This is a genomic window from Geodermatophilus sp. SYSU D00710 (assembly GCF_054050195.1).
On record NZ_JBJGYX010000002.1, the window covers coordinates 40,610 to 54,176 of the forward strand.

A 13,567-nucleotide genomic window follows, 5' to 3' on the forward strand; every position below is an offset into this window, starting at 1 on the left:
CGGGAGCCTTCCGGTCCATGACCTCCTCCCCTCCCCCCTCCCGGCGGTGACCCCGTGATCGTCGCCACCGAGCTGACCAAGCGCTACGGCGACCGGGTCGCCGTCGACGGCGTCTCCTTCACCGTCCGCCCCGGTCGCGTGACCGGGTTCCTCGGGCCCAACGGCGCCGGCAAGTCCACGACCATGCGGATGGTCATCGGCCTGGACCGGCCCACCTCCGGCACGGTCACCGTCGACGGCGCCCGCTACGCCGACTCCCCCGCCCCGCTGCGCGCGGTCGGCGCGCTGCTCGAGGCCCGCGCCCTGCACCCGGGCCGCACCGCCCGGGCGCACCTGCGCTGGATGGCCGCCAGCAACGGCATCCCGGCGGCTCGGGTCGAGGAGGTGCTGGGCCTTGTCGGGCTGGAAGCGGTGGCCGGCCAGCGGGTCGGCCGGTTCTCCCTGGGCATGGGCCAGCGGCTGGGCATCGCGGCGGCGCTCCTCGGCGACCCGCCGGTGGTCGTGCTCGACGAGCCGGTCAACGGCCTGGACCCCGAGGGCATCCGCTGGGTGCGCACCCTGGCCCGCGACCTCGCCGCCGAGGGCCGCACGGTGCTGGTCTCCAGCCACCTGATGGCCGAGATGGCGCTGACCGCCGACCACCTCGTCGTCATCGGCCGCGGCCGGGTGCTGGCCGACTGCTCGACCGCCGAGTTCATCGCCGAGCACGCCGCCTCCTTCGTCCGGGTGCGCTCCCCGCAGGCCGGGCGGCTGGCCGAGCTGCTCCGCCGGTCCGGCGCCGACGTCACCCGCGACGGCGACGACCTGCGCGTGCAGGGCGTCGACACCGCGACCACCGGCGAGCTCGCCGCCGGCGCCGGTCTCGTGCTGCACGAGCTCGGCCTCGTCACCTCCTCGCTGGAGGAGGCGTTCATGACCCTGACCGCCGGCAGCGTCGAGTACGCCGCCGCCCGCCCCGCCGAGGTGACCCGGTGACCGCTCCCGCCCTGGCCGCTCCCCGCACCGCCCCGCTCCCCCCGGGCGGCACCTCGCTGCCCCGCACCGTGCACGCCGAGTGGATCAAGCTGTGGTCGGTGCGCTCGACCGGCTGGTCGGTGGCGGCGATGGTCGCCCTCGGCGCCGGTCTCACCACCCTCGTCTGCGCGCTGGTCGCCCCCGACCTCGCCGCCGGGCAGACCGGCGAGCCGGTCGGCGCGTTCATCACCTGGGGGCTGCTGTTCGCGCAGGTGACCGCCGTCGTGCTCGGCGCGCTGACGGTGACCAGCGAGTACGGCACCGGCATGATCCGCGCGACCCTGGCCGCCACCCCGCGCCGCGGCAGGGTGCTGGTGGCCAAGGCGCTGGTGCTCAGCGGCACGCTGTTCGTGGCCGGCGTCGTGACCGCGTTCCTCGGCTGGCTCGGCGGCAACGCCTTCCTGTCCGCCGAGGGCATCGGCATCGCCCTGGGCGACGACGGGATGCTGCGCTCCCTGCTCGGCAGCGGCCTGTACATGGCCGGGCTGGGCCTGCTCGCGATGGCCGCGGGGCTGCTGCTGCGCTCGACGGCCGCCGTCGTGTCCGTGGTGCTCGCGCTGGTGTTCCTGGTCGGCAACCTGGTGATGCTGCTGCCCGGCGCGCTCGGCGAGTGGCTGACCAAGCTCATGCCGGGCAACGCCGGCTCCCGGATCGCCACGCCGGAGACGTTCAACCCGCTGCTGCTCGAGCCCTGGGCCGGGTTCGCCGTGTTCGCCGTCGAGGTCGCCGTCGTGCTCGCGGTCGGGGCGCTGGTCTTCACCCGCCGCGACGCCTGAGCAGGGACCGCCCGCAGCCGGGGGCGGCGAGCGGGCACAGTGGAGGGGTGACCTCCCCCGATCCCGCCGCCCTCGGCCGCGAGCGTGCCGGCCTGCTGCTGAGCCGACTGGAGGACGGCGACGGCCCCGGTGCCGACGCCGTCCTCGCCGACGTCGACGAGGTGCGCGACCTCGTCTACGTCGGCGCCGCGCTCACCTCGCTGGCCCGCACCGAGGGCCGGGCGCTGCCGCCGGCCCAGCGGGCGCAGGCCAACACCCGCCAGCTGCGCCTGGGCGGCGTCCGCGACGCCGCCCGCGACGACCCGGCCGCGCTGCGTACCTGGCTGCGCCGCTCGGCCGAGGAGGTGCTGCTGCTGCGGTCGCTGCGCGCGGCCGCCGACCGCATCGCCGGCTGAGCCGCGCCTAGACGGGGACCGGCGCCGCGTCGTCCGCGGCCCGGGACAGCGCCGGGACGGCGGCGGTCCGGGCCTCGAGGTGCACGCCGGCGATCATGCAACGCACCGACCCGCCGGCCAGCTCGACGGTGGGCACCGCGACCGGCAGCAGTCGGGCCGAGGCCTCGATCAGCCGCCGCTGGCCGGTGTCCAGGCTCGCCGCCGCGCGAGCCGACAACGCCAGCACCGGCCCGTCGCTGCCGAGCACCTCGATGGCGTTGCCGGCGAACTCGCCGATCTGCCGGGCCGTCAGCGGCACGACGGTGCGCCCGCCCGCGGCCAGCCGGGTGCACAGCTGCTCCCGCTCGGCGGCCGAGGGCAGCATCTCCAGGGCCACCAGCGCGTACTCGCCGCCGACGCTCATCATCACGTTGGTGTGGTAGATCGGGCGCCCCGCGGCGTCGACGGCGTCGAAGACGACCGGCTCGTAGCCGAAGACGCGGCAGAAGCGCTCCAGCGCGACCGGGTCGACCCGCCGCGAGCGCGCGACGTAGGCGACCCGGTGCACGTGGTCGAGCACCATCGCGCCGGTGCCCTCGAGGAAGACGCCGTCGTGCTCGAGGCCGGACAGGTCGACCACCTCGTGCACCCGGTAGGCCGCCTTGAGGAACTCGACGACGTCGCCGCGCCGCTCCCGGCGGCGGTTGGCCGCGTACATCGGGAACAGCGCGACCCGCCCGTCGGCGTGGGTCGACAGCCAGTTGTTCGGGAAGACGCTGTCGGGCCGGTCGGGCTCGGGGTCGTCGAACAGGTGCACCCGCACCCCCACGCCCGTGAGCGCATCGGCCAGCGCGGTCACCTCGTCGTGCGCGCGGCGGGCGAGGACGGCGGGGCCCTCACCGACCTCCGCGGCCTGGAAGGCGTTGTCGGCCAGCGTCTGCGGGTTGGGCTGGAAGGCGTGGGGCCGGACCAGGACGACCGCGGCGGGTGCCTGGCCGGAGAGGTCCGGCGCCGTCACGAGGGGATCGGCGTGAGCGCCGCGACCATCCCGAACAGGTCCTTGGGGTCCTCGGGCTCGGCCACGAGGTCGATGTCGTCGACCCACGGGGTGCCGCGCACCGCGTCGCGCACGTAGCGCAGCGCCGAGAGGTCCTCGATCGCGAAGCCGACCGAGTCGAAGAGGGTGACCTGCTCCGCGGAGGTCCGCCCGGGCCGGCGGCCAGTGACGACCTCCCACAGCTCGATGACCGGGAAGTCCCGGGGCATGGCCTGGATCTCGCCCTCGATCCAGGTCTGCGGGGGGAACTCGACGAAGACGTCGGTGTCCTCGCGCAGCAGGATGGCCGGGTCGAGCTCGGTCTTGCCGGGGCAGTCGCCGCCGATGGCGTTGAGGTGCATGCCCGGCTCCACCCACTCGGTGGACAGCACGGTGGCGCGGGCCTTGTCGGCGGTGCAGGTGGTGACGACGTCGGCGCCGCGGACGGCGTCCTGGGCGGAGCGGGCGACGCGCACGCTGAACCCGAGCGGCTCGAGGTTGCGGACGAGCTTGTCCATGGCCGCGGGGTCGGTGTCCCAGACGGCGACGTCGTTGATGCCGAGGGCCGCGCGCATGCCCAGCGCCTGGAACTCCGACTGGCTGCCGGCGCCGATGAGCGCGAGCGTGGTCGAGTCGGGCCGGGCGAGGTGGCGGGCGACCATGGCCGAGGTCGCGGCGGTGCGCAGCGCGGTCAGCAGCGTCATCTCGGCGAGGAACACCGGGTAGCCGTTGGACACGTCGGCCAGCGCGCCGAAGGCGCTGACGGTCTGGAAGCCGCGGGCGGGGTTGCTCGGGTGACCGTTGACGTACTTGAAGGCGTAGGTCTCGCCGTCGCTGGTGGGCATCAGCTCGATCACGCCGAAGGGCGTGTGGCTGCCGACCCGGGCGATCTTGTCGAAGGACTCCCAGCGGCGGAAGTCGTCCTCGATGTAGCGGGACATCCCGTCGATGATCCGCTGGGGGCCGGTCTCTGCGGTCCAGCGGACCATGTTGCGCACGTCGACGAACATGGTCATACGGAAACGGTATGACTTGGCGATCTGTACACACAATGAGCAGGGAGCGCGCGTCATGCTCGCGGGTCATACGACCTGAGCGGCGCCGCTGTACGGTCTGTACATGGCCGACCTCAGCGACCTCGACCGGCGGCTGCTCTCGGCGCTGCGCGAGGACGGCCGGGCCCCGGTGGCCGAGCTCGCCCGGCGGCTGGGCGTCACCCGCGCGACGGTGACCAGCCACCTCGACCGGCTGGTGGCCGACGACGTGATCGTGGGCTTCACCGTGCGGGTTCGCGACGAGGCCGCGGCCGGCGGCGTGCGGGCGGTGTCGCTCGTCGAGGTCGAGGGCCGCTCCACCGACGAGGTCATCCGGCGGCTGCGCGGTTTCCCGGAGATCGAGTCGATGCACTCGACCAACGGCGCCTGGGACCTGGTGGCCGAGCACCGCACCACCGACCTGGTCGCCTTCGACCGGCTGCTCAACCGGATCCGGTCGGTGCCCGGGATCATCAACAGCCAGACCAGCCTGCTGCTGACCTCCGTGCTGCGCTGACCGTCAGGCCGCGCGGGCCGGACGGGTCGCGACGCGGGCCAGCGGCAGTCCGGCGAGCAGCACGCCCGCGACCAGCACGTAGGTCCCGGGCAGGCCCAGGCCCGCGGCGACCAGGCCGAGGGCCAGCGCTCCGGCCGCGGTACCCGCGTCGAAGGCGGCGTTCCACAGCGCGCTGGCCGCCGTCGACCCGCCCTCCCCCGCGCGGGCGAAGGCGGTGACCAGCGTCAGGTTCTGCACCGCGCCGTAGCCGGCCCCGAAGACGGCGGCCCCGGCGAGCACGACGGCGTCGCCCGTGCGGGCCTCCAGCGGGCCCAGGCCCAGTGCCACCGCGCCGAGCCCGGTCGCGCCGACGACCAGGGCCACCGGCAGCAGCCGGCGGGTGCCGACCCGGTCGGCGAGCAGGCCCGCGCGCCAGCGGAACAGCGCGCCGGTGACCCCGAACAGGAGCAGGCCCGTCGTGGCGAGGGCGCCGTCGGGGCGCTCGATCGGCAGGAAGGTCATCAGGCCGCCGCCGGCGAGGGTGACCAGCAGCAGGACCGCCGACGGCGCCAGCGCGGCGCGCACCGCCGCCCGCGAGGAGCCGCCGGCGGCACCCTCCCAGTGCACGGTGCGGGCGAGCCCGGGCACCAGCGGCAGGGCGAGCACCGGGGAGGCGGCCAGCCAGGCCAACCAGGCGGCGTGCCCGTCGAGCACCAGCGCCACGCCCGCGGGGACGGCGAGCAGGTTGGGCACCGCGATGGCCAGTCCGTACAGGCCGATGGACTCGCCGCGGCGGCCGGGCGGGGCGACCTGGGCCGCGAGCACCGCCCCGAGCACGGTCAGCACCGCGAAGCCGGCACCGCGCACCGCCGACACCGCCGACAGCCACAGCACGCCGTCGTCGAGGACGTAGAGCGGTGAGGGGGCGCCGAGGAGCAGCAGCCCGCCGGCGAGCACCGGGCCGAGGCCGTGGCGGGCGGTGAGCGCGGGCACGGCCGACTGCCCGGCGACGGTCACGAGCAGGAACACGGCGGTGACCACGCCGGCGGTGTCGGCGGAGGCGCCGCCCGCGACCGCGTAGGCCGGGAGGGAGGCCAGCGTCAGGCAGTACCCGGCGAAGCCGAGTCCCGTCGCGCCGACCAGTGCCCGCATCGCCGGCAGCCGCCACAGCGACGTCCGGTCCCGCGTCGTGCTCTCGACCATCCCGTTCCTCTCCGCGGGCGCGGTGCCCGACCCACGAGCATGACCGGCACCGGGCGGGTGCGCCGGACCGGGTAGGCAGTGCGGGTGCCGCTGCTGACCGTGGGCCACGGGCCCGACGACCGCGCCCGCCTCGGCGCCCGGCTGGCCGCGGCGGGGGTCGGGTGCGTGGTCGACGTCCGGCGGTTCCCGGGCAGCCGCAACAACCCCGACGTGCGGCGGGAGGCGCTCGAGGAGTGGCTGCCGGCCGCCGGCATCGGCTACCGCTGGGAGCCACGGCTGGGCGGGCGGCGCCGGCTGCCCCCGGGCGAGCCGGTCGAGGACGGCTGGTGGACCGTCGCGCAGTTCGCGGCCTACGCGGTCCACACCCGCACGGCCGAGTTCGCCGCCGCGCTCGACGACGTGCTGACCGAGGCGGCGGCGGGCCCGGTCGCGGTCATGTGCAGCGAGAGCGTGTGGTGGCGCTGCCACCGGCGGATCGTCGCCGACGTCGCCGTCCTCGCCCGCGGCGTCGCGGTGGACCACCTCATGCCCGACGGCCGGCTCGCCCCGCACACCCCGTCCGCCGGCGCCGTCCTCGGCGACGACGGCCTGCTGCACTGGCCGGGCTGAGCGACGTGCCCGGCCGAGCGGCGCGGCGTCCTCCCCCACCGTGCGGCGTCCTCCCCCACGGTGGGACGTGAGGGAGGACGCCCGACGATCAGGTCACCTGATCGTCGCGGTCACCCCATGTGCGGGTAGCGGTGGTCGGTCGGCGGGACGAACGTCTCCTTGATCGACCGGGTCGAGGTCCAGCGCTGCAGGTTCTGCGCCGCGCCGGCCTTGTCGTTGGTGCCGCTCGCGCGGCCGCCGCCGAAGGGCTGCTGGCCGACGACGGCGCCGGTGGGCTTGTCGTTGACGTAGAAGTTGCCGGCCGCGAACCGCAGCACCCGCTGGGCGTGCGCGATGGCCGCCCGGTCCTGGGCGATGACCGCGCCGGTCAGCGCGTAGGGCGCCGCCGACTCCATCTGGGTCAGCACGGTGTCGTAGTCGGCGTCGTCGTAGACGTGCACGGCTAGGATCGGGCCGAAGTACTCGGTGGTGAACACCTCGTGCCCGGGGTCGGTGCCCTCGATGACCGTCGGCCGGACGAAGAAGCCCTCGGAGTCGTCCTTCTGGCCACCGGCGACGATCGACAGGGCCGGGTCGTCGTCGACCCGGTCGATGACGCCGGACAGCTTCGAGAACGACTTCCGGTCGATCACCGCGCCCATGAAGTTCGAGAAGTCGGTGACGTCGCCCATCGACAGCGACTCGGTGGTGTCGACCAGGTCGTCGCGCAGCCGGGCCCACACCGACCGCGGCACGTAGGCGCGCGAGGCGGCGGAGCACTTCTGCCCCTGGTACTCGAACGCGCCTCGGACCAGCGCGGTGCGCAGCACGTCGACGTCGGCCGAGGGGTGGGCGACGACGAAGTCCTTGCCGCCGGTCTCGCCGACGACGCGCGGGTAGCCGCGGTAGTGGGCGATGTTCTCGCCCACCGTCCGCCACAGGTGCTGGAACACCGGGGTCGACCCGGTGAAGTGGATGCCGGCGAGGTCGCGGTCGGCGAGCACCACCTCGGACACCGGGATGCCGTCGCCGGGCAGCATGTTGATCACGCCCGGGGGCAGGCCGGCCTCCTCCAGCAGCCGCATGACGAAGTGGGCGGCGAACTGCTGGGTGGGGGCGGGCTTCCACACGACGGTGTTGCCCATGAGCGCCGGCGCGGTCGGCAGGTTGCCGGCGATCGCGGTGAAGTTGAACGGCGTGACCGCGTAGACGAAGCCCTCGAGCGGACGGTGGTCGCTGCGGTTCCACACGCCCGGCGAGGACACCGGCTGGGCGGACACGACCTCGCGGGCGAAGTGCACGTTCCAGCGCCAGAAGTCGACCAGCTCGCAGGCGCTGTCGATCTCGGCCTGGTAGGCGGTCTTCGACTGGCCGAGCATCGTCGCGGCGTTCAGCGTCTGCCGCCACGGCCCGGCGAGCAGGTCGGCGGCCTTGAGGAACACCGCGGCGCGGTCGTCGAGGGACAGGTCGCGCCAGGCCGGGGCGGCGGCCTTGGCGGCGGCCACGGCCTCGGTGGCGTCGGCGTGCGTGGCGTGCGCCGAGGTGCCGAGCACGGCGGCGTGCCGGTGCGGCTGGACGACGTCGAAGCGCTCGCCGCCGGCCATGCGCTGCTTGTCGCCGATGGTCGCGGTCAGCTCCAGCGGCTCGGCGGCCAGCTCCGCGAGGCGGGTCTCGAGCGCGGCGCGCTCCGGGGAGCCGGGGGCGTAGGTGAGCACCGGCTCGTTGTGCGGCGGGGGGACGCGGGTGATGCCGTCCACGGCATGCCTCCGGGGGGGAGAAGGGGTCAGCGGGTGACGAGGGCGCGCAGGAAGAAGCGCAGGTTGGCCGGGCGCTCGGCCAGCCGGCGGACGAAGTAGCCGTACCAGTCGACGCCGTAGGGCACGTAGGCGCGCACGCGGGTGCCGGCCGCGGCCAGCCGGCGCTGCTCGTCGACGCGGATGCCGTGCAGCATCTGCACCTCCCACGAGTCGGCGGCCCGGCCGTACTCGGCAGCCAGCCGCTGCGCGAGGTCGACCATCGCCGGGTCGTGGCTGCCGACCATCGGGTACCCCGGCCCGCGCATGAGGATGCCCAGGCAGCGGGCGTAGGCGGCGTCCACGTCCCGGCGGTCGCGGAAGGCGACCGAGGCCGGCTCGTCGTAGGCGCCCTTGACCAGCCGCACCCGTGAGCCGGGCACCGCCAGCGCCCGGGCGTCGTCCTCGGTGCGACGCAGCGCCGACTGCAGCACCGCACCGGTGCCCGGGTGGTCGCGGCGCAGCTCGGCCAGGATCGCCAGGGTGGAGTCGACGGTCGAGGAGTCCTCCATGTCGAGGGTGACCGTCGTGCCGATCGCGGTGGCCCGCTCGACCACCGGCCGGACCAGCTCCAGCGCGACGTCGTGGCCGCCGGGCAGCGCCTGCCCGAAGGCGGAGAGCTTGACCGACACCTCCGCGTCGGCACCGAGGCCCAGCGGCGCCAGCCCGTCGAGCAGCGCGAGGTAGGCGTCGCGGGTGCCGCGGGCCTCCTCCGGGTCGGTCACGTCCTCGCCGAGGTGGTCGAGGGTCACCGCGATGCCCTCACCGGTCAGGCGGGTGACGACGGCCAGCGCCTCCGGCAGCGTCTCGCCGGCCACGAACCGCTCGACCACCTTCCGGGTGACCGGCGTGCCCACCAGCGCGCGGCGCAGCGCCGGGCGCCGCGAGGCCTCCAGCAGCACGGTCTTCGTGGAGAGCACCTGAACCGACCTCCGTCCCGTCCGGACACCAGCGTCCGGTGCCGACGCTAAGGACCCCCCGGGCCAGCCGCCAGGGACAGTCGTACGTCGCCGCGTCATACATTCGTACGATGCGCGACGACCTGCAGGACGTCGTCGACGAGGTGGCCCGGCTGCTCGGCGCGCCCGCGACGCTCGAGGACACCGACTTCACGCTGCTGGCCTTCGCCGCGCACCCGCTCGACGACGGCACCGCCATGGACGCCGTCCGCACCCGCTCGATCCTCGGCCGCGGCTCCACGCCGGCGACCCGCCGCTGGTTCGAGGACCTCGGCATCGCCCGGGCGCAGGGGCCGCTGCGCACGCCCGCCGACCCCGACGCCGGCATCCTCACCCGCCTGCTGCTGCCGGTCCGGCACGAGGGCCGCACCCTCGGCTACCTGTGGCTGCTCGACGGCGGCCGCACCGACCCCGCGGGCACCGGCGACCCCGCGCTGGCCGCGGCGCTCGACCTCGCCGCCCGCGCCGGGGAGCTGCTGGCCCGGCGGCGCGCGGACGACGACCTCGCGACGGCGCTGGCGGCCGTGCTGGGCGCTGGGTCCGGAGCCGGGCGGGAGCAGGCCGGCGCCGTGCTGGCCGCCCGGTTCGCCGGCGCCGCGGTGGCCCTGGTGGCGCTGCGCCCGCCCGGCGGCGCGCTGCCGCGGGACCGCCGCCTCCCCGCGGGCGCGGCGGTGCTGGAGGGCGCCGGCGGGCGCAGCGAGGTCGCCGTCGCCGTGCGGCTGCCGCGGGCGGCCGACGCGCGCGCGGCCTGCGCCGCGGTGGGACCCCTGCTCGCCCGGCTGCCCGCGGGCAGCACCGCGGGGGTGTCCGACCCGGCGCCGGGGGTCGACGGCCTGCCCGGCCGCTGGGCGCAGGCACGGGCGGCCGCCGCGGTCGCCGCCGTCGTCCCCCGGCTGGCGCCGGTGGCCGCCTGGTCCGGGCTCGGCGGCTGGCGGGCCGCCGCGGCGCTGCCCGGCCCGGACCCCGCCGTGGCGCCGCTGCTCGCCGAGCCGGCACTGGCCGCCACCGCCGAGGCCTACCTGGACGCGGCCGGCAGCGCCGCCCGCACGTCGGCCGCGCTGGGGATCCACCGGCAGACGCTGTACTCCCGGCTGGGCCGGATCACCGCCCTGACGGGGCTGGACCTCGCCGACGGTGACACCCGGCTGCTGGTGCACGCCTCGCTGCGCCGCGCCCGCCTGGGATGAGGTTGCACAGAGCACCCGTCCCGCCGCGACGGCGCACCGGCGCTGACCTACCCTCGGGTGGCTGATGGCTGCGGGAGGAGAGGCGTTGCCTCGAGACGCGGGCGGCGCCGGCGACGTCCTCCGGGACCTCCGCACGGCCACCGCCGTGGAGCACGAGCGGGTGGAGACCGCGCTCGGGCTGGTGGACCCCCACCTGGACCGGGACCGGCTGGTCGAGGTGCTGGGGCTGCTGCACTCCTTCTGGCGCGCCGCCGAGGCCGGCCTCGACGCCTGGGCGGCCCGGTGCCCCGGTGACGCCGCGGCCCTGGACTGGGACCGCCGGCGGCGGGCCGCCCTCTACGCCGCCGACCTGCACGCGCTCGGCGCGGCTCCCGGCACGGAGCGCCCCGCGCTGCCGGACGTCCCCGACACCGGTGCCGCCCTGGGCCGGCTCTACGTCCTCGAGGGCTCCACGCTCGGCGGCGCGTTCATCGACCGCCACCTGGCCGGCGTGCCCGGGCTGCCCCGACTGCGCTGCTTCAGCCCCTACGGCGAGGACACCGGCGCGATGTGGGCGGCCTTCCGGCGCACCACCCGCCGGCACGTGGCCGGCCACGGGGACGCCCACCGCGTCGTCGCGGCCGCCCGCGGGACCTTCGCCGTCCTGGCCGACTGGTGCGCGCCCGCCGCCCGGCCCGGGGTCCCCGCGTGACCGACGTCGGCGCCCGCGCCGGCGGCGTCCACGCCCGTGACGTCGAGGCCACCGCCGGCGAGGAGGTCGCCTGGCTGGGGCCCGGCGAGGCGGTCGACCTGGACAACTGCGCGCGCGAGCCGATCCACGTCCCGGGCAGCGTCCAGCCGCGCGGGGCACTGCTGGCCGTGAGCGAGCCCGACCTGGTGGTCGTCCAGGCCTCGGAGAACCTCGCCGAGCTGACCGGGGTCGCGTGGTCCGACGCCCTCGGACGGCCGCTGGCCGACGTCCTGGGCGTCGCCCCGGCCGAGGCGGTCGTCCGCTCGGCCAGCGCGTTCGGCGACCTCCGCGAGCGCAACCCGGTGGAGGTGACCCTCGACGTCGACGGCGACCCGGTGCCGGTCGACGCGATCCTGCACCGGGCGGTGCTGGCCGGCGCCCGCGACGGGCACGGGCAGCCGGCCGGCGGGGACGCGCCCGTGACCAACCTGGTCGTGGAGCTGGAGCCGGCGCGCGGGCCGCGGCCGTTCTCCTTCCCGAACACCTACCAGGCGGTGCGCGGCACGGTCGCCGAGCTGAACCGGGCGGCGACGCTGCAGGAGCTCTACGACACCACCGCGCGGGCGGTGCGCGACCTGACCGGCTTCGACCGCGTGATGGTCTACCGCTACGACGCCGACTACAACGGCGAGGTCGTCGCCGAGGCGAAGGCGGGGCACCTCGGCTCGTTCCTCGGCCTGCACTACCCCGCCTCCGACATCCCGGCCCAGGCCCGGGCCCTGTACGAGAAGAACTGGCTGCGGCTGATCAGCGACGTCGACTACGTCCCCAGCCCGATCCGGCCCACCGCCCACCCGGCCACCGGCCGCCCGCTGGACCTCACGTACTCGACGCTGCGCAGCGTCTCCCCCATCCACCTCGAGTACCTGCACAACATGGGCGTGCGGGCCTCGATGTCGATCTCGCTGCTGCGCGACGGCCGGCTGTGGGGGCTCATCGCCTGCCACCACTACTCCGGCCCGCACCAGCCGCCGTTCGCCACCCGCGCCGCGGCGGAGTTCCTCGGCTCGACGCTGTCGCTGCGACTGGTCGACCGCACCGCCGAGGAGGAGGTGCACCGGGCACTGCGGGTGCGCTCCACGCTGGCCTGGTTGACCGCGGCGACGCTCGACGAGGACCGCCCGCTCGTCGACACCCTCCTGGGCAGGCCCAGCCTGCTCGACGTGCTGCCTGCCGACGGCGTCACCGTCGCGCTGCAGGACGCCACCGGGAGCGCGGGCGAGGAGCTGCCGGCCGCCGTCGTCGAGCGGCTGGTGGGCTGGGCCGCGGCGCGCGGTGACGAGGTCGTGGCCACCGACTCCCTGCAGCGGGAGGCGCCCGGGCTCGGCGTCCCGGTCGACGTCGCCTGCGGCGTGCTCGTCCTGCCCCTGCCGGAGGGCCAGTACGTGCTGTGGCACCGGCGCGAGGCCGTGCGGCACGTCGACTGGGGCGGCGCCCCGCACGAGAAGGCGCTCGCCCAGCGGGAGGGCGACGACGTCCGGCTCAGCCCCCGCAAGAGCTTCGACCGGTGGCGGGAGACCGTCCGGGACCGCTCGTTCCCGTGGACACCGCAGGCGCGCGCCGAGGTCCGCGAGTTGCGCGGCCACCTGCTCGAGGCCCTCTACGCCCGCTCCCGCAGCATCGTGCGCGCCGCGGAGACCCTGCAGCGCAGCCTGCTGTCCGAGCCGCCGTCGCCCGCCGGCGTCGAGGTGGGCGTGCGCTACGTGCCCGCCACCCGCGAGGCGCAGGTCGGCGGCGACTGGTACGACGCGTTCAGCCAGCCCGACGGCGCCACGATGCTGGTCATCGGCGACGTCGTCGGCCACGACGTGCAGGCCGCCGCCTGCATGGCGCAGCTGCGCGGGCTGCTGCGGGGCATCGCGTTCGACAACGGCGACAGCCCCGCCCGGGTGCTGTCCCGGCTCGACGCCGCGATCGAGGGGCTCGACCTCGCCGCCATGGCCACCGTGCTCGTCGGCCGGCTCGAGCCCGCCGGCGGCGGCGCGCGGCTGCGCTGGTCGAGCGCCGGGCACCTGCCGCCGCTGGTCGCCGGCCCCGACGGCAGCGCCCGCGTGCTCGCCGCCGGGCGGGCCGACCTGCTGCTCGGGGTACACCCCGGGGCGCCCCGCACCGACGCCGAGGTGCTCCTCGAGCCCGGCTCGACACTGCTGCTCTACACCGACGGGCTGGTCGAGCGCCGCGACGAGGGCTTCGACGACGGCGTCGACCGGCTGGCCCACGCCCTGGCCGACCTGCGCGGCCGGCCGGTCGAGGAGGTCTGCGACGGCGTCCTCGAGCGGCTGGTGCCCGAGGGTGCCGAGGACGACGTCGCGCTGGTCGCGGTCCGCCTCTCGGGGTCCTGACCGGGCACGTCCGCGGAAGTGCCCGGTGCACGTCC

Annotated in this window: 13 protein-coding genes; 8 read left to right on the plus strand and 5 right to left on the minus strand. The window is 76.2% G+C overall.

The features are described 5' to 3' along the window. Positions 1-54: 54 nt before the first annotated feature. Genes ACI78U_RS01235 through ACI78U_RS01245 form a run of 3 tightly spaced genes read left to right on the plus strand, consistent with a single transcriptional unit; the run spans position 55 to position 2,185 of the window. Positions 55-975 (plus strand): ABC transporter ATP-binding protein, encoded by a 921-nt coding sequence (locus ACI78U_RS01235; protein ID WP_456873460.1) that lies wholly within the window; start codon positions 55-57, stop codon positions 973-975. After that, positions 972-1,790, plus strand: a complete 819-nt coding sequence (locus ACI78U_RS01240; RefSeq protein WP_456873461.1) for an ABC transporter permease — start codon at positions 972-974, stop codon at positions 1,788-1,790. The genes ACI78U_RS01235 and ACI78U_RS01240 overlap by 4 nt, the downstream gene beginning before the upstream one ends. A 47-nt stretch (positions 1,791-1,837) precedes the next feature. Further along, on the plus strand, positions 1,838-2,185 hold the full coding sequence (locus ACI78U_RS01245; protein WP_456873462.1) for a hypothetical protein: 348 nt from the start codon (positions 1,838-1,840) through the stop codon (positions 2,183-2,185). 7 nt (positions 2,186-2,192) lie between these two features. Here ACI78U_RS01245 and ctlX read toward each other — a convergent pair whose 3' ends face one another. Together ctlX and ACI78U_RS01255 are read right to left on the minus strand one after the other, a co-directional pair. Further along, positions 2,193-3,182 (minus strand): citrulline utilization hydrolase CtlX, encoded by a 990-nt coding sequence (ctlX, locus tag ACI78U_RS01250; RefSeq protein ID WP_456873463.1) that lies wholly within the window; start codon positions 3,180-3,182, stop codon positions 2,193-2,195. After that, positions 3,179-4,216, minus strand: coding sequence for an ornithine cyclodeaminase (locus ACI78U_RS01255; protein WP_456873464.1), 1,038 nt, complete (start codon positions 4,214-4,216; stop codon positions 3,179-3,181). Before ACI78U_RS01255 ends, ctlX begins: the two co-directional genes overlap by 4 nt. Before the next feature lie 103 nt (positions 4,217-4,319). Here ACI78U_RS01255 and ACI78U_RS01260 point away from each other — a divergent pair, with 103 nt between their 5' ends. Further along, complete coding sequence (locus tag ACI78U_RS01260) at positions 4,320-4,751, plus strand: Lrp/AsnC family transcriptional regulator (protein ID WP_456873465.1); 432 nt, start codon at positions 4,320-4,322, stop codon at positions 4,749-4,751. A gap of 3 nt (positions 4,752-4,754) precedes the next feature. Here ACI78U_RS01260 and ACI78U_RS01265 read toward each other — a convergent pair whose 3' ends face one another. After that, entirely contained in the window at positions 4,755-5,933 is a 1,179-nt protein-coding gene (locus ACI78U_RS01265) for an MFS transporter (protein ID WP_456873466.1), read from the minus strand. Between the two features lie 84 nt (positions 5,934-6,017). Between ACI78U_RS01265 and ACI78U_RS01270 the strand changes: the two genes are divergently transcribed. After that, complete coding sequence (locus ACI78U_RS01270; RefSeq protein ID WP_456873467.1) at positions 6,018-6,542, plus strand: DUF488 domain-containing protein; 525 nt, start codon at positions 6,018-6,020, stop codon at positions 6,540-6,542. A gap of 110 nt (positions 6,543-6,652) precedes the next feature. Here the strand turns inward: ACI78U_RS01270 and pruA are convergent, their stop codons facing one another. Together pruA and ACI78U_RS01280 are read right to left on the minus strand one after the other, a co-directional pair. Beyond that, a complete protein-coding gene (gene pruA / locus ACI78U_RS01275) occupies positions 6,653-8,278 on the minus strand; it encodes an L-glutamate gamma-semialdehyde dehydrogenase (RefSeq protein WP_456873468.1) in 1,626 nt (541 codons plus the stop codon). Between the two features lie 26 nt (positions 8,279-8,304). Beyond that, positions 8,305-9,234, minus strand: a complete 930-nt coding sequence (locus ACI78U_RS01280; RefSeq protein ID WP_456873469.1) for a proline dehydrogenase family protein — start codon at positions 9,232-9,234, stop codon at positions 8,305-8,307. A gap of 110 nt (positions 9,235-9,344) precedes the next feature. On the opposite strand from ACI78U_RS01280, the gene ACI78U_RS01285 reads away from it, so the two are divergent. The 3 genes from ACI78U_RS01285 to ACI78U_RS01295 all read left to right on the plus strand — a co-directional run bounded on the left by ACI78U_RS01285 (position 9,345) and on the right by ACI78U_RS01295 (position 13,532). Next, positions 9,345-10,460 carry a helix-turn-helix domain-containing protein gene (locus ACI78U_RS01285; protein ID WP_456873470.1) on the plus strand — a complete coding sequence of 372 codons (1,116 nt, stop codon included), beginning with the start codon at positions 9,345-9,347 and terminating at the stop codon, positions 10,458-10,460. 85 nt (positions 10,461-10,545) lie between these two features. Next, complete coding sequence (locus ACI78U_RS01290; RefSeq protein ID WP_456873471.1) at positions 10,546-11,151, plus strand: biliverdin-producing heme oxygenase; 606 nt, start codon at positions 10,546-10,548, stop codon at positions 11,149-11,151. After that, positions 11,148-13,532 (plus strand): SpoIIE family protein phosphatase, encoded by a 2,385-nt coding sequence (locus ACI78U_RS01295; protein WP_456873472.1) that lies wholly within the window; start codon positions 11,148-11,150, stop codon positions 13,530-13,532. The genes ACI78U_RS01290 and ACI78U_RS01295 overlap by 4 nt, the downstream gene beginning before the upstream one ends. The last annotated feature ends 35 nt before the right edge of the window (positions 13,533-13,567 follow it).